This window comes from Actinospica acidithermotolerans, from assembly GCF_018139625.1.
Lineage (GTDB): Bacteria > Actinomycetota > Actinomycetes > Streptomycetales > Catenulisporaceae > Actinospica > Actinospica acidithermotolerans.
The window spans coordinates 25,788-44,768 of sequence record NZ_JAGSOH010000029.1 but is presented as its reverse complement, the minus strand read 5'-3'; the positions used below and the strand labels follow the sequence as shown (position 1 = coordinate 44,768).

16 protein-coding genes are annotated in these 18,981 nt (G+C 70.2%); 3 read left to right on the top strand and 13 right to left on the bottom strand.

What is annotated here, in order from left to right; all coding sequences use genetic code 11:
• Positions 1-95 precede the first annotated feature (95 nt).
• On the bottom strand, positions 96-536 hold the full coding sequence (locus KDK95_RS12705; RefSeq protein WP_212518319.1) for a hypothetical protein: 441 nt from the start codon (positions 534-536) through the stop codon (positions 96-98).
• 358 nt (positions 537-894) lie between these two features.
• Here KDK95_RS12705 and KDK95_RS37400 point away from each other — a divergent pair, with 358 nt between their 5' ends.
• On the top strand, positions 895-1,797 hold the full coding sequence (locus KDK95_RS37400; RefSeq protein WP_306466501.1) for an NBR1-Ig-like domain-containing protein: 903 nt from the start codon (positions 895-897) through the stop codon (positions 1,795-1,797).
• A 140-nt stretch (positions 1,798-1,937) separates the two neighbouring features.
• Here KDK95_RS37400 and KDK95_RS12695 read toward each other — a convergent pair whose 3' ends face one another.
• From KDK95_RS12695 to KDK95_RS12655, 9 genes are all read right to left on the bottom strand, one after another.
• Positions 1,938-2,930 carry an ABC transporter ATP-binding protein gene (locus KDK95_RS12695; RefSeq protein ID WP_212518317.1) on the bottom strand — a complete coding sequence of 331 codons (993 nt, stop codon included), beginning with the start codon at positions 2,928-2,930 and terminating at the stop codon, positions 1,938-1,940.
• Positions 2,927-3,970 carry an ABC transporter ATP-binding protein gene (locus tag KDK95_RS12690; RefSeq protein WP_212518316.1) on the bottom strand — a complete coding sequence of 348 codons (1,044 nt, stop codon included), beginning with the start codon at positions 3,968-3,970 and terminating at the stop codon, positions 2,927-2,929. Before KDK95_RS12690 ends, KDK95_RS12695 begins: the two co-directional genes overlap by 4 nt.
• Complete coding sequence (locus KDK95_RS12685) at positions 3,945-4,868, bottom strand: ABC transporter permease (RefSeq protein WP_212518315.1); 924 nt, start codon at positions 4,866-4,868, stop codon at positions 3,945-3,947. Before KDK95_RS12685 ends, KDK95_RS12690 begins: the two co-directional genes overlap by 26 nt.
• 8 nt (positions 4,869-4,876) lie before the next feature.
• Positions 4,877-5,863, bottom strand: coding sequence for an ABC transporter permease (locus tag KDK95_RS12680; RefSeq protein WP_212518314.1), 987 nt, complete (start codon positions 5,861-5,863; stop codon positions 4,877-4,879).
• Between the two features lie 73 nt (positions 5,864-5,936).
• On the bottom strand, positions 5,937-7,646 hold the full coding sequence (locus KDK95_RS12675; protein WP_212518313.1) for an ABC transporter substrate-binding protein: 1,710 nt from the start codon (positions 7,644-7,646) through the stop codon (positions 5,937-5,939).
• A gap of 179 nt (positions 7,647-7,825) precedes the next feature.
• Positions 7,826-8,830, bottom strand: coding sequence for an N-acetylglucosamine kinase (locus KDK95_RS12670; protein ID WP_307844326.1), 1,005 nt, complete (start codon positions 8,828-8,830; stop codon positions 7,826-7,828).
• Positions 8,815-10,107: a 6-phospho-beta-glucosidase gene (locus KDK95_RS12665; protein ID WP_212518312.1), complete on the bottom strand. Its 1,293-nt coding sequence runs from the start codon at positions 10,105-10,107 to the stop codon at positions 8,815-8,817. The genes KDK95_RS12670 and KDK95_RS12665 overlap by 16 nt, the downstream gene beginning before the upstream one ends.
• Positions 10,104-11,312, bottom strand: a complete 1,209-nt coding sequence (locus tag KDK95_RS12660) for an ROK family transcriptional regulator (protein WP_212518311.1) — start codon at positions 11,310-11,312, stop codon at positions 10,104-10,106. Before KDK95_RS12660 ends, KDK95_RS12665 begins: the two co-directional genes overlap by 4 nt.
• A 346-nt stretch (positions 11,313-11,658) precedes the next feature.
• Positions 11,659-12,513, bottom strand: a complete 855-nt coding sequence (locus KDK95_RS12655; protein WP_212518310.1) for an HAD family hydrolase — start codon at positions 12,511-12,513, stop codon at positions 11,659-11,661.
• Between the two features lie 68 nt (positions 12,514-12,581).
• Between KDK95_RS12655 and KDK95_RS12650 the strand changes: the two genes are divergently transcribed.
• Positions 12,582-13,319 carry a Mut7-C RNAse domain-containing protein gene (locus KDK95_RS12650; RefSeq protein WP_212518309.1) on the top strand — a complete coding sequence of 246 codons (738 nt, stop codon included), beginning with the start codon at positions 12,582-12,584 and terminating at the stop codon, positions 13,317-13,319.
• 76 nt (positions 13,320-13,395) lie between these two features.
• Here the strand turns inward: KDK95_RS12650 and KDK95_RS12645 are convergent, their stop codons facing one another.
• The 3 genes from KDK95_RS12645 to sigJ form a co-directional block, all read right to left on the bottom strand.
• Complete coding sequence (locus KDK95_RS12645) at positions 13,396-14,946, bottom strand: molybdopterin-dependent oxidoreductase (protein ID WP_212518308.1); 1,551 nt, start codon at positions 14,944-14,946, stop codon at positions 13,396-13,398.
• A gap of 65 nt (positions 14,947-15,011) precedes the next feature.
• The gene (locus tag KDK95_RS12640; protein ID WP_212518307.1) at positions 15,012-16,079 is read right to left on the bottom strand and encodes an NAD(P)/FAD-dependent oxidoreductase; all 1,068 of its coding nucleotides are present in this window, start codon (positions 16,077-16,079) and stop codon (positions 15,012-15,014) included.
• A gap of 121 nt (positions 16,080-16,200) precedes the next feature.
• Entirely contained in the window at positions 16,201-17,079 is an 879-nt protein-coding gene (gene sigJ, locus KDK95_RS12635) for an RNA polymerase sigma factor SigJ (RefSeq protein ID WP_212518306.1), read from the bottom strand.
• Positions 17,080-17,270: 191 nt separating this feature from the next.
• Between sigJ and KDK95_RS12630 the strand changes: the two genes are divergently transcribed.
• A complete protein-coding gene (locus KDK95_RS12630; protein WP_212518305.1) occupies positions 17,271-18,896 on the top strand; it encodes a glycoside hydrolase family 53 protein in 1,626 nt (541 codons plus the stop codon).
• The last annotated feature ends 85 nt before the right edge of the window (positions 18,897-18,981 follow it).

Genomic DNA, 18,981 nt, shown 5'->3' with positions numbered 1-18,981 from the left:
CCCGCCCGCCCCGGTCCCAGCGGGCTCACTCCGCGTCGGCTGCCTGCGGTGGCGTCAGTCTGCGTTTTGCAGCGGGTTCGGCGGTGGGCACGGACTCAGATGTTTGATTCGTTGATTCTCAGACCTGGGTCCGCCGCCCGAAACGAATCAAGGAATCGCGAGACGAGCTTGGTGGCAAGCCTGGCATCCGTCATCCCATGCTGGGCTACCAGTTCAACGTTGCGCGCATTTCCATTGTTCTTCACATACATGTGAACGTGCGTACCGTCACCCGGACCGCTGCCGGGAGCGAAACCTGGGCCAAACTTGAGGATGTTTACCCCCACCGCAAAGTCGGGCTGCTCCTGTACGCCGGACCAAACCGGGTCGAACTTCGGCGTGTAGAAACCAATCTTATCTCCCGCTCCGGTCAGCCGGGGGGCCACCTTGAGTACCCTCCTCACCCCGCCCATGGCGGCCTCGCCCGTTCCCTTGAAGACATTGGCCAACGCCGGTATATCCAGCGTTGTAGTGAAAACGACGCCCTTTTGCCGCATTACGACCTCCAAGATGCCTTTGCCCCAGCTGAAACTAAATACGAGATTGCGGAACCGCGGAAATTCGCGCGGCCTGGCCGCGGCTTATCTTTCAGTAGTCCTTGCCATGCTTAGGGCACAGCCAGCCATGCTGCTTGCACGCATTACGACACTGCGTTGTCGCGGTGCCGCCCCTCCCCTTGCAGACTTCGCAGCGAATCATTCTAACTTTCTTTTTGCATTGAGGGCAATAACGCTCCTCGTGCACGGTCACGAATTTCCTCCTCACCTCTACAGATGCCGCAATAAGTGGTGCGAAAAAATCTACTGCCCTGGCCGCCTGCGAGATTGGTGTGGCCTGTGATGTTGCCGGGGTCTGATGGGCGACATTCGTACGACTGGCAGGGTGCGTGGTCAGAGCAGGAGCAGAACGGGCTGTGCGCTGCGCGGAACCAAACTCTCCTTTCCCTGGACGCCTGTACATCTCAGAGTAGGAAGCCGCGTCGCCGGATCAGGGATATTCTCGCCTCGGACACTTGCCAGAATGTACGCTGCTGATGAGGTTTGGCGATGCCCAAACGTGGGGGTGAATCGGATCTTGGTCGACAAGAGCGAAACCTGGCTACTGCTCGGGCACTCGATGAGGCTCCTGCGTGAACGGGCGGGGGCCAGCCTCGCCGCCGCTGCCGAAAGGGTAGGCGCGAGCAAGAGCCACCTCTCCCTGGTGGAGCGCGGACGCGATCGGCCCAGCCATGTACTGGTGACCCGCTACGACACGTGTTTCGGCGGTGACGGGATGCTGAGCACGATGTACCTGACAGCCCGAGCTCCCATGATCGGGGGCAGGCCCCTGCCGCCAGGGCAGACTCCGCTACAACTTTGGCCGACGGAGGAACCATCCGGAGCCGCGGTCGGAGTTCACGGCGAGCGCAGCAGCTTTATAGCGGACGTGACACCGGACGGCGCAGTAGTCGAGCGGGGCGCGGAGATCACCAAGACTTGGCGCATCCGGAACGACGGCGGCCAACCCTGGGTGGGCATGCAACTGGCACGTGTCGGCCCGTGTGACGGCCCGACGGTCCTCGCATCTGCGCCAAGCGTCCCGATCCCGCGCACCGAACCCGGAGAAGTGGTCGACGTCAGCGTCCCCTTGCGCGCCCCGCTGGTCGCCGGTACGAGCTTCGCGGTGTGGAAGATGGTCGACCGGGACGGCTGCCTCGTCTTCCGCGACCTGCGCCACGGCCTCAGCACGATCGTGATCACGGTGGAGTCGGCCCTGTAGCCTGCCAACCAGGCTGCGCACCCAATTTGGTGCGCTTCTTGCTGGTCTTGACGTGCCCGAACAGCTCCAGGTGGATTCTCAGACCATCGGGTCGTGTCCGCGCGATGATTGCGGACACGACCCGATGCAGAGGTACATCCCTAAGCCGCAGCCACCTCCGCCGGTGCCGTCACGTGACAGGCTGCCGCGTGCTCCGGCACCACAGGCCGGAGCACCGGCGTCACATGGGCGCACACGTCGACGGCGAGAGGGCAGCGGGCGCGGAAGCGGCAGCCGGGCTTGGGGTCGATGACGGCCGGGGGCTCTGCCTTGGCCGCCTCCGTGGTCACCTCCAGCGGGGCTCGGGGGTCGGGCACGGCGGAGAGCAGGAGCTGGGTGTACGGGTGCTGAGGGTCCGCGAGGAGAGACTCGGTGGGACCGGATTCGACGACGTGGCCTCCGTACATCACCATGACGCGGTCGGAGACGTACCTCGCGCTCGCGATGTCGTGGGTGATGTAGAGGATGGACACGCCCTCCTCGTCCCGCAGCTTCGCCATGACGTTCAGCAGGCCGATGCGGATCGAGACGTCGAGCATGGAGACGGGCTCGTCGGCGAGGATCAGCTTCGGGCGGTAGGCCAGGGCCTGGGCGAAGCCGATGCGCTGGCGCTGGCCGCCGCTGAGCTCGTAGGGGTAGCGCTCGATGATCTCTTCGGGCGGGTTGAGGCCCACCGCCGCGACGACGCGCAGCAGCTCCTGGTGCCGCTCCTGCGCGGACAGTTCGGGGCGGTGCAGCTTCAGGCCGCGCTTGATGCCGTGCGAGACCTTGTAGACCGGGTTGAGCGAGGCGAACGGGTCCTGGAAGACCATGGGCACGTCGCTGCGGTACTGCAGGTGCTGCTTGCGGCCGCGCAGCTGCGCGAGGTCCTTGCCCTGGAACGTGATCTGGCCGGCGGTCGGCTTGTACACCTGCGCGAGCAGGCGGGCCATGGTGCTCTTGCCGCTGCCGCTCTCGCCGACCAGCGCGACGATCTCGCGCTCGTTGATCGTCAGGTTCACGTCGTCGACGGCGTGCAGCAGTCGGTGCGAGAAGAGCTTGCCGCCGACCTTGAAGTGGCGGCTGAGGTCCTTCGTCTCGAGCAGGGGGCTCATGACGCCGTCACCTCCGTGGCGGGAGAGGAGATGTCGATCGGATCGGTCGGACGGTGCGCGAGGCAGCGGGATTGCACGCCGGGCGACGCTTCGAGCGGGTAGAGCTCGGGGGCCTCGCTGCGGCACGCGTCCTGGACCACCGGGCAGCGCGGGTTGAAGCGGCATCCTGCCGGCGGGTCCGCCAGGTTCGGCGGGTCGCCGGGGATGCCGAGCAGCGGGACCTTCGGGCCGCGGATCGACGGGAAGGCGTCGAGCAGGGAGCGGCTGTACGGGTGCGAGGGGGTGTCGAAGACCGTGCGGGTCGGGCCGAACTCGACGACCTGGCCCGCGTACATCACCAGCAGCCGGTCCGAGAAGTGGCTCACCAGGGACATGTCGTGCGTGACGAAGACGACCGCGAAGCCCAGCTTCTGCTGCAGTTCCTTGATCTGCACCATCAGCGAACGCTGCGCCACCACGTCGAGCGCGGAGGTCGGCTCGTCCATGACGATCAGGTCCGGCGTGAACAGCAGGGCCATCGCGATCATCGCGCGCTGCCGCATGCCGCCGGACAGCTGGTGCGGATAGCTGCCCAGGTGCACGGGGTCGATCGCGACCAGGCGCAGCACCTCGGCGGAGCGCTCGCGGATGCGCTCGTCGGTCCACTTCTCGTGCGCCAGGATCGCGTCCTCGAACTGGTCCCCGATCGTGCGCACCGGGTTCAGCGCGTTCATCGCACTCTGCATCACGACCGCCAGGTTGCGCCAGCGCAGGTCGCCCAGCTCCTTCGGCGGCAGGGTGACGAGGTCCTTGCCCAGGAAGAGCACCTCGCCGCCGGCGATCCGCGCGGGGGCGGTGTGCAGCTGCGCGATGCCGAACAGCAGCGTGGACTTGCCGCAGCCGGATTCGCCGACGATGCCGACGAACTCGCCCGGACGCACCGTCAGGTTCACCCCGGAGCAGGCCTCCACCGGGCCGCGCGGCGAGTCGTAGACGATCCGCAGGTCGCGCACATCGAGCAGCGCGGCCGTGTCCTCAGACGGCCTCGACGTAGGCGTCATGGCCCGCTCCCTTCTCCTCGAGCGCCGCGGCGCCCTTCTTCGCCCTGCGCACGTCCTTGCGGCGCACCGGGCGCAGCGCCGGGTTGCCGATCTCGTCGAAGGCGTAGTTCATCAGCGCGAACGCGGCGCTCAGCACGGCGATCGCCAGGCCCGGCGCGATGATCCACATCGCGTTGCCGGCCTGCAGCGCCTCCTGGCTGTCGGCCCAGTAGAGCATCGTGCCCCAGCTGTCCGAGCTCCGGTTGCCCAGGCCGATGAACTGCAGGCCCGAGGCGGCGAGCACCGAGTAGAGCGCCGAGCCGAGGAAGTTGGCGACGATGAGCGAGGTCATCGTCGGCATCATCTCGAACAGGATGACGTACGCGCGCCGCTCGCCGCGCACCCGCGCGGCCTCCAGGAAGTCCCGGTTGCGCAGCGAGAGCGCCTGCGCGCGCATCTGGTTCGCGCCGTACGACCAGCCCGTGGCCACCAGCACGAAGATCATCACCCAGTTCGAGGTGCCCGCGTACCGGGCCAGGATGATCATCAGCGGGAACGTCGGCAGGATCAGCACCACGTTCGTGATCAGCGACAGGAACTCGTCCACGACGCCGCCGAGGTACGCGGCGGTGATCCCGATCAGCACGGACAGCACGGTGGCGAACCCGCCCGCCGCCAGCGCGATCACCAGCACCTGGCGCGCGCCGAAGACGAGCTGGCTGAAGATGTCCTCGCCGTACGACGTGGTGCCGAGCAGGTGCGCGGTGGACGGGCCGAGGTTCGGCGCGAAGGCGCCGATCACGTCCGCGTCGGACTGCGACGCGAACAGGCCGGGGAACAGGGACACCACGACGGTGATCCCGAACAGGATCAGGCCGATCAGGGCCTTGCGGTTCTTGACCAGGGAAGCGAACTTCATCGTGCGCCTCACCCCTTCTCTCGGGCGCGCGGGTCGAGCCACACCATGAAGAAGTCCGCGGCCAGCAGCGCGACCAGAACCGCGACGGTGTAGAGCATGAACAGCACCTGCATCAGCGGGTAGTCGTTGTTGTCCACGGCGTTCAGCAGCTGGTAGCCGAGGCCCGGGTAGTTGAACACGTACTCGACGAGCACCGAGCCGGAGAGCACGAAGCCGAGCGACATCGCGAAGCCGGAGATGTTCGGCAGCATCGCGTTGCGGGCCGCGTAGCCGAACATGATCTTCCGGTCGGCGAGGCCCTTCGCGCGGGCCATCCGCACGTAGTCCTCGGCCACCGTGGTGATCATGTTATTGCGCATCGTCAGGATCCAGCCGCCGATCGAGGTGACCAGCAGCGTGAACGCGGGCAGCACGGCGTGCTGCAGGACGCTGCCGATGAAGCCGGGCGAGAAGCCGGGCAGGATCGTCGGGTCGTAGTTGAAGTCGGGGGGCAGCCAGTTGAGCGTCGTGGCGAACAGCAGGATCAGCAGCATGCCGACCCAGTAGTACGGCAGGTTCGCGGTGACCACGAGCGTCGAGGGCAGCCACGAGTCGAGCGTGCCGCCGCGCCGCCAGCCGGCCACGATGCCCGCCACGTTGCCCAGCGCGAACGCGACGACCGTGGTCAGGCCGATCAGCCCGAGCGTCCAGGGCGCAGCCTGGAGGATGATGTCGCGGACCGGTTCGCCGAGCGAGAGGCCGATGGAGGCGCCCCACTGGCCGGTGAGCATGTCCTTGAGGTAGGTGAGGTACTGCGGGACCAGCCCGGCGTTCGGCTTGTAGCCGAAGCTGGACAGGATCGACGCGAGGGCGGCGGGGGACTCCTTCACGCGGATGCGCGCCTGGAGCGCCTGCACTGGATTGCCCGGCATGAAGCGCGGGATGAAGAAGTTCAGAGTCATTGCCGCCCAGAGCGTGAACAGGAACATGCTCAGTCGGCGCACGACGAATCTCACGGCGTGTCACGATCCTTCGTTGATCGCCGGGTGCGGACGCCGGCAGACGCCGGCGTCCGCACCCGGCGCGCGATTACTGAGCGCTCTTCGAGTACAGGCGCAGCAGCACCTGCTCGACATCCGGGTACGTCCAGGGCGAGGGCTGCGCGTAGGCGTCGGCCGCGGACGGCCAGCCCTCGAGGTCGGCGGTGGAGTACTGGTACCAGTCCACGGACTCGACGACCGGGATCAGCGGCACGTCGTTGATCATGTAGGTCTCGACCTGCTCGAGCGCCGCCTGCTGCGCGGAGGCCGACGTGGCGGCGGCGTACTGGCCGAAGGCCGCGTCCACCGCGGAGTTCTTGTAGCGGCCGTAGTCGCCCTGCGCGGCGGTGCCGATCGCCTGGTCGTTGGCCGAGTCGAGCATCAGGTGCAGTTCGTAGTACGGCGTCGGGCCGGCGGGCGGGCCGTACATGATGACCTGGAAGTTGCCGTTCTGCAGGTCGCTGGTGAACGTGTTGTCCGCCTCGTCGAGCACGGTGACGTCGATGCCGATGCCCGCGAGCTCCTGCTTGATCACCTGCAGGTCGGCGTCCCAGTCGGTGTAGCCGGTCACGGTCTTGACGGTCAGGCTGAGCGGGTGCGAGGGCGAGTAGCCGGCGGTCTTGAGCGCGGCGGCGGCCTTCGTCAGGTTCTGCGACGCGTAGCCCGAGGAGGAGAGCGCCGAGGAGTTCAGGAACGCGTTGAAGGTCGGGGTGACCACGCCGGTCTGGTTCGCCGCCGGCTCCTCGCCCTGCTCGCCGATCGAGGCGATCTGCGCGCGGTCGAGGGCGTAGGCGATGGCCTGGCGCACGCCGAGGTTCGCGGTCGGGCCCTGGGCCGTGTTCGGGATCAGCGACACGTTGGCGACCGGCGGCGACCAGATGTGGTTGTTCGTGGACTTCGACACGTAGAAGCTGTTGACGCTCGGGATGTACTGGCCGCCCCAGTTCGCCTTGCCGCTGGCCAGGTCGTTGTTCGCCGGGTCGTTGCTCAGGTAGGCCGGGTAGTCGATCGTCTGGACGTGCGGCTCGTTCGGCATCCAGTACGTCTTGTTCGCGGTGTACTTGATGTTGTCCGCGCTGCACGAGCTGACCACGAAGGGCCCGGTGCCGACGGGCTTGGTGTCGGTGTAGTTGGTCGGGTTGCCGACCTTCGACCAGATGTGCTCGGGCACGATCGGCATCATGTTGGCCACGTCGTAGAAGAACACCGACGCGTTGGCCGAGAAGGTCATCGTGACCTTGTCGCCGCTCGCGGTCACGCCGGTCAGTCCGGCGCCGCCGCCGGCGGGCGCCGTCCACAGCGCGAAGGTGTCCAGCGAGCTGTACTGCTTGACGAGGTTGAAGGTGTAGGCGACGTCCTGGGCCGAGAAGGCGGTGCCGTCGCTCCACTTCACGCCCGGGCGGATGTCGAAGGTGAGCTGGGTGTCGGTGGAGTTCCAGCTGTAGCCGGTCGCCAGCATCGGCGTCGGGGCCGCGGTGCTCTGCAGGGGGTTGACGTACAGGAGCGACTCGTAGAGGTAGCCGTTCGCCTCCTGCTGGTTCGTGGTGAGCGGGTTGAACTGGCAGTTCCAGGTGGCGCCGGTCTCGTTCGCGATGGTGACCGTGCCGCCTGCCTTGAGGTTCGCGCTGAGCGCCGGGACGGCGTTGCCGGAGGCGTTCGAGCCCCCGGACGCCCCGGTGTGCTTGGTCGAGCTGCAGCCGGCCACCGCGGCGGCCAAGCCTATCGCCGCGCCGGCGGCGAGGATCTTTGTGCGCCTCATCCTGGAAACCTCACGAGTGAAAAGGGGGGATCGGACCACGTGCCAGAAAGGTAAGTAAAGTTAACTGCCCGGTGCGAGGGAGTGCAATGCTCCCGGGCAAAGGATTAATAACGGGTGGGCAACGCCGGTGCGGGGCGGTTCGGCCGCCGGCCGGCGGGCCCGGCGAGGCTCCCGCGGGCTCAGCCCGAGGGAGTGAGCCCCAGCCGGTCGAGGCCGAGCAGCACCGCGCCGTGCACGGGCCTCCGGGCCGGTACGACGAGGCGGGCCGCCGGGATCCGGGCCGCGGCGAGCGCGGCGATCCGGTCCATCAGCACCGGTACATTCGCGCGCAGGACGCCGCCGCCGAGGACGACCTCCGTCTCGCGATCGAGCAGGTCGAGCCGGTTCAACGTGGTGCGCGCCCAAACGACGACCTCGTGCGCCTGCCTGTCGACGTAGCCGAGGGCGACCGCGTCACCCGCCGCCGCGACGCGCAGCAGCAGCGGCGAGAGTTCATGGATCCGGCTTTCCGCGAAGGTGCCGACGTGGAAGCTGAGCGCCGCGTCGATGGCCGTGTCGGTGCCGAAGTGCTCCGCGACGGCCGCGGTGAGCGCCGTCGGATCGCCGCGCCCGTCCTCGCCGCGCACGGCCGCGTACATCGCACGCTGCCCGAGTGCGTGGCCGCCGCCCCAGTCGCCGGTCAGGATGCCGATCGCCGGATAGCGCACGCGCCGTCCGTCGGGGCCGATGCCCGCGCAGTTCGTTCCGGCGCCGCAGACGACCGCGACGCCCCAGGGATGCGAGGCGCCGGCCCGCAGCAGCGCGAACGTGTCGTTGCCGACCTCGAGGGTCTCGGCCCAGCCGCGTCGCGCGAACGCCGCCGTCAGGGCCGCCTCCTCCTGCGGGAGGTCGGCTCCGGCGACGAACGCCGACAGATGCTGCGCGAGCGGTTCGTCGTCCGGGAGCCCGAGTTGCGTGCGGATCTCGCCGATCGCCTTGGCGACGGTGTCGATCGCCGGGTCGACGCCGATGGTCTGCGGGATGAACGGACCTGACCGCGCGTGCGCCAGCACCTCGCCGTCCGCGGTGGCGAGCGCGATGTCGGTCTTGCTGTTGCCGCCGTCCACCGCGAGCACCAGGCCGGGGTAACGCCCGGCCGCGCTCCGGTCGGCGACGGCGGGCGCGGTGCTCAACGCGCTGCCCACGGCAGGAACTTCTCGTTCGCGGCGATCAGCGCGTCGCCCAGGCGGTTGGCCAGGTCGTACTGGCCGATCAGGGGGTGCGCCAGCAGCGCCTGCACGACTCGGTCCCGGCCGCCGTGGATCGCGGCGTCCAGGGCCAGCTCCTCGTACGCGCTCACGTGCGCGATCAGGCCCCGCATGTGCGCCGGCAGCGGCGCCTGCGGCAGGGCCTTGATGCCGCTCGGGCCGACCTCGGCGGACACCTCGATCACCGTCTCGTCGGACAGGAACGGCAGCGTGCCGTTGTTGCGCAGGTTCACGACGCGCACGTCCGGCTCCGCCGTGTGCTGCCCGCCTTCCGCGGTGCCCGCCGGACCCGTCAGCGATGCGATGAGCTCGACGGCCGCCTCGGAGTAGAACGCGCCGCCGCGCTCGGCGAGCAGCTGCGGCTTCTCGTCCACCGACGGATCGTTGTACATCTCGATGAGCCGGCGCTCCATCGCCGCGACCTTCTCGGCCCGCGACTCGGAGGTCTTGAGCTCCTGCACCACGGCGTCGTGCTCGTAGAAGTAGCGCAGGTAGTACGAGGGGATCGCGTGCAGATCGGTGAGGATCCGGGCCGGCAGGTGCAGGTTCCCGGCGATCTCGGCGCCCTGCTCGGCGATGATCTCGTCGAGCCGCTCCTCGCCGCCGATCCGCACGCCGCGGATCCACGTCAGGTGGTTGAGGCCGACGTGGTCCAGCGCCACCTGCTCGGGTGCCACTCCGGCCGCGGCGGCGAAGCGGCGCTGGAAGCCGATCGCCACGTTGCACAGCCCGACCGCGTCGTGGCCCGCGTCCAGCAGCGCGCGGGTGACGATGCCGACCGGGTTGGTGAAGTCCACGATCCGCGCGTTCGGCGCGTGCTTGCGCACCTGCTCGGCCAGCTCCAGCACGACCGGGACGGTGCGCATCGCCTTGGCCAGGCCGCCCGCGCCGGTGGTCTCCTGGCCCAGGCAGCAGAAGTCGAGCGGCAGCGTCTCGTCCACGTTGCGCGCGGCCTGCCCGCCGACGCGCAGCTGGAAGAGCACGGCGTCCGCGCCCTCGATTCCGGCGGCCACGTCCGAGGTGGCCAGCACCTCGCCGGGATGCCCCTGCTTGGCGAGGATGCGGCGGGATATCGCGCCCACCGCGTCCAGCCGCTCCTGGTCCGGATCGACCAGGGCGAGCTGCTCGACCGGCAGCTGGTCGCGCAGCCGCGCGAACCCGTCGACGAGTTCGGGCGTGTACGTCGAGCCGCCTCCGATGATGGCCAGCTTCATCTGTTTCCTCTGCGGGTGTTGTCGAAGAGTTCCTGCTTCGTCTGCGCGAGCGCCGACTCGATCGCGCCCGCGAGCACGGGTGCCTCCGCGAGTTCGGAGAGCACGAGCTTGGGGCGCGGGATGACGATGTCGTGCAGCGCGGCGGTCATCAGCTCGCGCAGCGGCTCGCCGCCGGCCTGCAGCATCGCGCCGGTCAGCACGATCAGCTCCGGGTCGATCACCGCGACCAGCGGCGCGAGGCCCACGGCCAACCGCTCGGCGAGCTCCTGCAGCAGCGGCGTGCCGAGCGGTCCGGCCTCGGCCGCGCGGCGCACCGCGGTGGCCGCGTCCGAGCCGGAGAACCCCTTGGAGCGCGCCAGCTTCAGCACCGCCGGCGCGCCGCCGATGGACTGGAAGCCGCCGTTGACGTTGCGCCGGATGTTGCGCGTCAGCGGCTGGCCGGAGACCGGCATGTAGCCGAGCTCGCCCGCGCCGCCGGTGTAGCCGCGGTGCAGCCGGCCGTCGATCACGATCGCCGCGCCGATGCCGTCGCCGATCCACAGCACCGCGAAGTCGCGGCACTCCAGCGGCGCGCCCTTGCGGGTCACGCCGAGGGACTGCTCGGCGATCGCGGCCAGGTTGACGTCGTTCTCCACGTCCACGGCCGGATCCGGCTCGTTCTGCCCGGTCAGCTCCGAGCGCAGCCGGGCCGGGAGGTTCGGGTCGTGCCAGCCGGGTAGGTGCGGGGCGTACCGGATCCGGCCGGTCTGCGGATCCGGCGCGCCGCCGAGCCCGATGACGACGCGGTTGAGCTGCGGCACGGTGATCCCGGCCGCGGCACACGCCTCGGTGAGCGCCTCGCGGACCCGGTCCACCGCGTCCTTCACCTCGCGGCGCGGCGTGGCGAGCGAGGTCTCGGCGATGATCTCGCCGGTCAGATCGCACAGCCGCACCCGCAGCCGGGCCGGCGTCACGTCGATCCCCGCCACGTAGGCGGCGCCCGGCCGCACCCGGTACAGTCGCGCGGTGCGCCCCTCCCCGGGCAGCGCCTCCACCAGGCCGGCCGCCTCGAGGCGGTCCATCAGCTGGGTGGCGGTCGGCTTGGACAGCCCGGTCAGCGCGCCGAGCCGGGCTCGGGTGAGCGGACCCTGCTCGCTGAGCAGTTGCAGCGCGGTCCTATCGTTGATCGCGCGCAGCAGGCTCGGGGTTCCGGGGACCTGGTCCATCGCACCTCTCTAATAAGGAAAGTTTCCTTACTTTTCGAGGTCACAGTAGGGCACCGTGGCTACCCAGTCAAGCATCCGGCCGGGGTGCCATCAACGGGATTACGCGGACCTCTCCCGGGGCGGCGATCACCACGTCGCCCGCCCGCGCCCCTCCGCCTCCGCCGCCGGGGCCGCCGCTCCCGGCGGCGGAGGGGGTGGTCTCCGGTCGGCGCCGGGGCGCGCGCGGGGACCGGTGCCCACTTAAGTACGCATCCTGCCGCGCCGCATGAAACAAGCTTGAAAGCGGCCTAAGAAAGGCGTTTCCATCGCAAAATCTCCGTCCGCGCCGCTTGACGGAGCCGCGGGTTTAAGCAGAGGTCTTCGATACCCCGTCGAGCAGCATCTCGAGCGCGAGGGCGACGCCGTCCTCGGCGTGGTGGCCGACCACGTGGTCGGCGGCGGCCAGGACCTCGTCGTGCGCGTTGGCCACGGCGTAGCCGCGGCCGGCCCAGCGCAGCATCGGGAGGTCGTTGGGCATGTCGCCGAACGCGGCGACGTCGGCGGCGTCGATGCCGCGCCTCTCGCACAGCCAGGCCAGCGCGCTCGCCTTCGAGGCGCCGAGCGGGGCGATCTCCAGCAGGCCGGCCCCGCCCGAGTGGCTGACCTCGGCCTGGACGGTGAGCTTCTCGGCGGCGAGGGCGACCATGTCGTCGGCGGTGCGCTGCCCGGATCTGGCCAGGATCTTGATGATGCTGCGCATCTGCGGGGCTATCGCGGCCAGGCTGTCCGTCAGGACCCTGCGTTCGTCGGTGACCGAGCCGAGGCCGAACCCGGTCTCGAAGTACACGTCGAGCCCGGTCTCGATGGCGAACCCGGCCTCCGGGAACACCGGCTTGAGCTGCTCCACGATCGCCACGGCGTCGGACGCGGCGAAGGAGCGGATGAAGGTCAGGGTGCCGGCCGACGCCGCCTGATCGGAGGCGGCCGCGGAGGTGTCGAACTCGGCGAGTATCGTGCCGTTTCCGCACAGCGCCGCGATCCGGCCGCCCAGCTGCTCGGCGAGGTGCCCGACGGTCCGCGGCGGGCGCGCCGTGACCAGCACGAACCCGATCCCCGCGGCCATCACCGCGCGCACCGCCGCGACCGTGCGCGGCGTGAGCTCCTTCCGGTGGTCGAGCAGCGTGCCGTCGAGGTCCGTGGCGATCAGGCGGGGCAGCAGCATGGGCCCGATCATCTCACGCGCGATAAAGCCGTTGGCGTGCGGCTGCGCGCCGCTGGCATGCTGGTCGGATGGAGCCCGTGGAGATCCAGGTCGCCTTCGACCCGCGCCTGCACCTGTTCGTCGGTCCCGCGCAGCGCACGGCCGGGGCGACGGTTCGCTGCGACGGCGTTTCGACGCTGGGCCACGTCGTCGAGTCGCTCGGCGTGCCGTTGACCGAGGTCGGCGCGCTGCGGGTGGACGGCGCCGCGGTGAGCGCCGGGCACGTTCCGGCGGCGGGGGAGTACCTCGAGGTCGAGGCCGTCGGCCTGCCGCAGCCGGCACCGGGCGCGGGTGCGCCGCTGCGCTTCCTGCTCGACATCCACCTCGGCACGCTCGCTCGGCGGATGCGGCTGCTCGGCCTGGACACGGCATATGAGAACCCTGACGTCGGTGACGCGGCCCTCGCCGCGAAATCGGCGGCCGAGGAGCGCATCATGCTCTCGCGCGACCGCGGCCTGCTGCACCGCCGCGAGCTGTTCGCGGGCGCCTACATCTACAGCAACCGCCCGGCTCAGCAGCTCGATGAGGTGCTCACCCGCTTCGCGCCGCCGCTCGCGCCGTGGACGCGCTGCACCTCCTGCAACGGCGAGCTGCGCGAGATCTCCAAGGAGGAGATGGGCGACCGGCTGCCCTCCGGCACCCAGCGCACGTACGAGACCTTCGCCGAGTGCTCCGAGTGCGGTCAGGCCTACTGGCGCGGGGCGCACGCCGGCCACCTGGACGCCATCGTGCAGCACGCGAAGAGCATCGTGCCCGAACGCCGTTGACGCCGGTACTACGCCACTTGGACGCCATCGTGCAGCACGCGAAGAGCATCGTGCCCGAACGCCGTTGACGCCGGAACTACGCCACCTGGACCGTGATCGTGTGGTAACCCGTCGCGCCGTCCGGAACCGGGTCGGCGACCACGGAGGTCTGCGTGGTCCCGGTGCCGTCGGTCGCGCGCACGGCGACCGTGTGCGAGCCGCGCGCGGCGTTCGGCCACTGATACACCCACTGGCGCCAGGTGTCCGGCGTGTCGGAGGCCGCGAGCGACGCCTCCTGCCAGGCGCCCTTGTCGATCTGCACCTCGACCGCCGCGATGCCGCGGTGCGTGGCCCACGCCGTACCCGCGAGCGTGACGGTACCCGCCGAGACCGTGCCGTTGTCGCTCGGCACGTCGATCCGCGACGCCGTCTTCACCGGGCCCTGCGGAGACCAGCCGTTCTGCGTCCAGTACGCGGACGACGAGGCGAACGTGGTGATGTTGAGGTCCGTCACCCACTTCGTCGCCGACACGTACCCGTACAGGCCCGGAATCAGCATCCTGCACGGGAAGCCGTGCTCGACCGGCAGCACCTCGCCGTTCATCGCCACCGCGAGCATCGCCTGGCGGCCGTCCAGCGTCGCCTCGACCGGCGAGCCGATCGTCATGCCGTCGGTCGACGTCGAGAGGATCATGTCCGCGCCCGACTGCACTCCGGCCCGGCGCAGCAGCGGCGCCAGCGGCGTGCCGAGCCAGCGCGCGTTGCCGCAGTACGAGCCGCCTACCGGGTTGGACACGCAGGTGAGTGTCATGTCGTGCTCTTCGAACGCGTACTTGAGCAGCTCATCGAAGGTGATCTCGAACGGCCGGCTCACCATGCCGTGGATCCGCAGCTTCCAGGTGTCCGGATTCACCTGCGGGATCGAGAGCGCCGTGTCCACGCGGTAGAACTGCGAGTTCGGCGTGAAGAACGGCCCGAGCCCGGAGACGTTCGGATGCACCGAGGCGGGCGGTTCGGCGAGGGCGGTCTCCGGCTTCGGCAGCACGACCGTGGACCGCGCGGCCTCGGCGTCGTACCGGCTGTCGATCCAGGCCTTCGCGCCGAACCCGCCGACCAGCGCGCCCGCCGCGGTGCCGAGGATCCCCAGCAGGAAGCGGCGCCGCTCCTCGCGGCCGGCCCGCTCGTCCGAGTCCGCCGCGGCCAGGATCGTCAGCCAGCGCAGCACGAGCACCGCCGTGACCCCGGCCAGCAGCGAGGGAAGCAGATAGCTGAGACCGGCGTTCGGCCGGGTCGCCGCGGCGAGCATGCCGACGAGCCCGAAGCACGCGGCGACCCAGCTCGCCGCCGTCAGGCGGGTGCGCGCCAGGACTCCGGCGCCCGCCGAGGCCAGCGCCAGCACCGCGTACACGCCGATCAGCAGCATCCGCTTGTCGCCGGTGCCGAAGTTGCGGATCGCGAACTGCTCGAGCCAGGTCGGCGTGTGGCCGATGGCCCACTGGCCGACCGCCACCGCGGGCGAGGACGCCTCGCCCGTGACCACCGCCACAAGTTCGCCCACCGCGAGGCCGGCACCGCCCGCGACCAGGCCGACGAGGCCGCCGCGGACGAGGTGGCCGGACCGCCCGGATCTGGACCCTTCGCTGCTCATAACCGAACTCTAGCCCCGACCGCCTGAACGAGCGCTGAGACCTGCCTCGGCCCCGGCGCACGGCGCTATCGCAGCCCCAGCACGACGTACCGCACGATCGCGGCCTTGATCAGCCTGCCGGTCCGGCCGCCGAACACGCGGCCGGTCATCGCGTCGTCCTTGCCGACCACCTGCACCATCCCGGAGTTCCGGCCGAGGCTCATGCACTGGACCACGTAGCGGTACGTGTAGGGCTTCGACGCGCCGCCGCGCGCGAGCGCCCGTCCGACGTACCAGCCCATCGGCTGGGCCGTCGCGCACGCCTTGCGCAGCCGGCCGATCCCCGGCAGCGTCACGGCCGCCGCGTCGCCCACGACGTACACGTCGGGGTGCGAGACCGAGCGCAGGTACTCGTCCACGAGCGCCTCGCCCTGCTCGTTGACCGCGAGCCCGCTCTGCGCCGCGAGCGGCCCGACCTCGAGCGACGCGGTCCACGCCACGATCCCCGCCTCGATGCGGCCGCTCGCGGTCGTCAGGCCCTCGTCGTCCACGGCCGTGACCTCGGTGTGCTCGTGCACCTCGACACCGAGCCTCCCCAGCGTCTCGTGCACGAGAGCGCGGCCCTTCGCCGAGTACCGGCCGCCGACCTCGCCCGCGTCCACGATCGCCACCCGCCGCTCCGGGTACGCCTCGGCGAGCTCGGTGGCCAGCTCGATCCCGGTCGCGCCGCCGCCGACCACGACCACCGCCGCGTCGTCCTGGCGCCGCAGCCGGTCGCGCAGCTCCTCGGCCCGCTCCATCGGGTAGGAGTGCTCGCGGGCTCCGGGCACGGAGTGGAACGCGGTGCGGCTGCCGAGCGCGTAGACGAGTGTGTCGTAGCTGATCGGCGTGCGGCCGCCGTCGGTGAACACCTTGCGCCCGGCCAGGTCCAGCTCGGTGGCCCGCGCCTGGACGTGCGTGACGTTCCGGCCCCGCAGCACGTGCGCGATCGTTGGCCGGTGCTCGGCGTGGCCGGCCGCCACCTCGTGCTGGCGGACGCGGTTGAGGAAGCGGTCCTCGGGAGCGATCAGCGTCACCCGCTGCTTGCGGCCCGCGCGGGTCGCCGCGGCGAGGCCCGCGTAGCCGGCACCGATGACCACGATGTGCCTGTCCATGTTCTGTTCGTCCTCTCGTGAGCGTGTCTACGAGAGGGGGACCGGGCCGGGCCCGTGAATGTGACAGTGACCGCGCTCACACCCACTGCGCTCACACCGACTGCACCCTGGCCGGCTGCGCTCAGACCGCCGCGGACGGCACCCGCGTCAGCTTCTCCGGGGTCACCACGGCATGGGACTCGCAGATCAGGCCGCTGTCATCGACGCAGAAGCCGAACACGGCGATCGGCGCGCCGTCCGGGCCGTGCACGACGATCCCCGTCTCGCCGTCGAGCTCGACGAATCCCATCGTCGTGCCCGGCTCCACGAAGTTCCTGACCAGTCCGAGGACGAGCCGAGCCACCTTGTCCGCGCCCAGGATCGGGCGCACCCCGGCCCGCACGATGCCGCCGCCGTCCGAGTGCCAGACGGTGTCCGGGTCAAGGACCCGCATCAGAGCCATGATGTCGCCCTGCGTCACGGCTCCGGCGAACGCCTCGACGGCCCGCCGCTGCACGGCCCGGTCGGCGGTCCGTCGCGGTCCGTCGTCCTTGATCTGCCGGCGGGCCCGCGAGGCGAGCTGGCGGACGGCCTGCTCCGAGCGGTCGAGCGCCGAGGCGATCAGCGCGAAGTCCACGCCGAACACGTCGTGCAGCACGAAGGCGGCGCGCTCGGCCGGACTCAGCCGCTCCAGCAGCGCCGTGACCGCGTACGAGATCTGCTCGCCGACCTCGGCCCGATCCTGCGGGCCCGGCGCCTCGTCGAGCAGCGGCTCCGGCAGCCACTCGCCGTAGTAGGACTCGCGCCGCGTACGCGCCGAATCGAGCTCGTTGCAGCACAGCCGCGTGACGACGGTCGTGAGGTAGGCGCGCGGATTCTCGACGCCCGCGTGGTCCACGTCCCGCCAGCGCAGCCAGGCCTCCTGGACGACGTCCTCGGCGTCGGCGATCGAGCCGAGCATCCGGTAGGCCACCGCGCCGAGATAGCGCCGGTGCTCCTCGAAGTCCTCCGCAGCCGCCATGTCCCGCAGCCTAGTCCGGCGCGGCGCCGGACGGTCGCCGCAGGCTGGGAGCGTTCACGGAATTGTGTCCTTCAAAACCCCTTGGCACATCTCGACGAATTGCAGCTGCAGTGGTATTTCTTACGGCCGGGCCTGTGAACGATCCCAACGAAGGGTGAGCGGCGGGCCCCGATCTTGGGAGTGATGCAGCGATGCAGCATGCGAAGGCACAGCCACGGATATGGACGCGCGGACTGTGCGCGGGCGTCGCCGCCCTCGCGTTGACCGCGTTCCCCGCAGTGGCCCACGCGGATGCGAACGGCGGCCGCGGCGGCGCCGAAGCCGGCGACGGCCAGGTCGTCAACCCGGGCTTCGACGTCGACGGCACCGGCACCGCGACCCCCGCCGGCTGGAGCACGACCGGAACCGCGGGCGCCTCGTTCACGGAGGCGACCGGGTACGGCTACGACGGCGACGCGTACCAGCTCACGCACTGGTCCTCGTCCGCGTACGACGTGGACACCTGGCAGCGCGTGACCGGCCTGGACGACGGCGCCTACACGCTCGGCGCCTGGGTGAAGTCGGGCGGCGGCGACACCGCGGACTACATCGAGCTCCAGTCCGGTCGGCAGAGCAACCGGACCGCCGTCCCGGTGATCTCGGACGGCAGCTGGATCCACATCGTCACCTCGGTGCACGTGACGAACCACGAGGCCACCATCCACCTGGTCTCGAACAGCGCGGCGGGCGACTGGACCAACTACGGCCTGGTCACCCTGACCCCGGGCTACGCCTCGCTGCCGATCCGCGGCGGCGACGTCTCCACGCTGGTGCGCTCCGAGCAGCTCGGCGGCACCTACTACAACGCCGACGGGCAGCAGGAGAACGCACTCGACATCCTCGGCAGCGCGGGCATGAACTACGTCCGGCTGCGCGTGTGGGTGAACCCGGAAGACGGCATGAACGACGAGCAGCAGCTGCTTGAGGGCGCCCGCGAGGCCAAGGCGCACCACATGAAGCTGTTCCTCGACTTCCACTACTCCGACACCTGGACCGACCCCGGCCACCAGGCGACCCCCGCGGCGTGGGCGAACGACAGCCTGAGCCAGCTCGAGACCGACATCTACGGCTACTCGGCGAAGGTGGTCGGCGACCTCGTGCGCCAGGGCACCCCGCCCGACATGGTGCAGACCGGCAACGAGGTCAACGGCGGCTTCCTGTGGCCGACCGGCCTCGACTACGGCTCCAGCACCGCCTGGACCACGTTCGGCGCGCTGCTCAAGTCGGCGATCGCCGGCGTGAAGTCGGCGGATCCGCACGCGAAGATCGCGCTGCACATCGCGAACGCGGCCAGCTGGGGCGGCGTCGAGTGGTTCTTCGACAACGCGGTCGCGCAGGGCATCCCGTTCGACGTGATCGCGCTGTCGTACTACTCCTACTGGCACGGATACCTGGACGAGCTGCAGTCCACGCTCGACCAGACCGCCGAGCGCTACGGCAAGCCGATCATCCTCGCCGAGACCGCGTACCCGTTCACCCTCGACAGCGGCGACCCCACCGCCTCGCTCAGCTTCAGCACCGCGAGCGAGCTGGAGACCGGCTACGCCGCCACGCCGGCCGGCCAGGCCGCGATGTTCCGCGACACCCTCAGCATCGTCCAGGCCGTCCCGAACGGCCTCGGTCTCGGCGCCTTCTACTGGGAGCCGACCTGGACCGTCGTGCAGGGCAACGGCTGGGATCCGACCGACCCGAGCTCCGGCGACGGGTGGGAGAACCAGGCCATGTTCGACTACAGCGACAAGGCTCTGCCGGTCATCGACGACTACGCGCCGCGTTAAGCACGCGCCGCGCGGCGGTTGCGCACTCCGGCGAGCCGCCGGTCACGCGGGCCGGGCCCCTGTGCCAAGGGACCCGGCCCGCGTC

What these genes read in the sequence shown, in the direction of transcription:
- KDK95_RS12675 (WP_212518313.1), bottom strand. Translation starts at nt 7,646, where the DNA reads ATGAGGCGCACAAAGATCCTCGCCGCCGGCGCGGCGATAGGCTTGGCC.
- KDK95_RS12640 (WP_212518307.1), bottom strand. Translation starts at nt 16,079, where the DNA reads ATGGACAGGCACATCGTGGTCATCGGTGCCGGCTACGCGGGCCTCGCC.
- KDK95_RS12630 (WP_212518305.1), top strand. Translation starts at nt 17,271, where the DNA reads ATGCAGCATGCGAAGGCACAGCCACGGATATGGACGCGCGGACTGTGC.
- KDK95_RS12705 (WP_212518319.1), bottom strand. Translation starts at nt 536, where the DNA reads ATGCGGCAAAAGGGCGTCGTTTTCACTACAACGCTGGATATACCGGCG.
- KDK95_RS12660 (WP_212518311.1), bottom strand. Translation starts at nt 11,312, where the DNA reads ATGGACCAGGTCCCCGGAACCCCGAGCCTGCTGCGCGCGATCAACGAT.
- KDK95_RS12685 (WP_212518315.1), bottom strand. Translation starts at nt 4,868, where the DNA reads ATGAAGTTCGCTTCCCTGGTCAAGAACCGCAAGGCCCTGATCGGCCTG.
- KDK95_RS12665 (WP_212518312.1), bottom strand. Translation starts at nt 10,107, where the DNA reads ATGAAGCTGGCCATCATCGGAGGCGGCTCGACGTACACGCCCGAACTC.
- KDK95_RS12655 (WP_212518310.1), bottom strand. Translation starts at nt 12,513, where the DNA reads ATGCTGCTGCCCCGCCTGATCGCCACGGACCTCGACGGCACGCTGCTC.
- KDK95_RS12645 (WP_212518308.1), bottom strand. Translation starts at nt 14,946, where the DNA reads ATGAGCAGCGAAGGGTCCAGATCCGGGCGGTCCGGCCACCTCGTCCGC.
- KDK95_RS12695 (WP_212518317.1), bottom strand. Translation starts at nt 2,930, where the DNA reads ATGAGCCCCCTGCTCGAGACGAAGGACCTCAGCCGCCACTTCAAGGTC.
- KDK95_RS37400 (WP_306466501.1), top strand. Translation starts at nt 895, where the DNA reads ATGGGCGACATTCGTACGACTGGCAGGGTGCGTGGTCAGAGCAGGAGC.
- KDK95_RS12650 (WP_212518309.1), top strand. Translation starts at nt 12,582, where the DNA reads ATGGAGCCCGTGGAGATCCAGGTCGCCTTCGACCCGCGCCTGCACCTG.
- sigJ (WP_212518306.1), bottom strand. Translation starts at nt 17,079, where the DNA reads ATGGCGGCTGCGGAGGACTTCGAGGAGCACCGGCGCTATCTCGGCGCG.
- KDK95_RS12690 (WP_212518316.1), bottom strand. Translation starts at nt 3,970, where the DNA reads ATGACGCCTACGTCGAGGCCGTCTGAGGACACGGCCGCGCTGCTCGAT.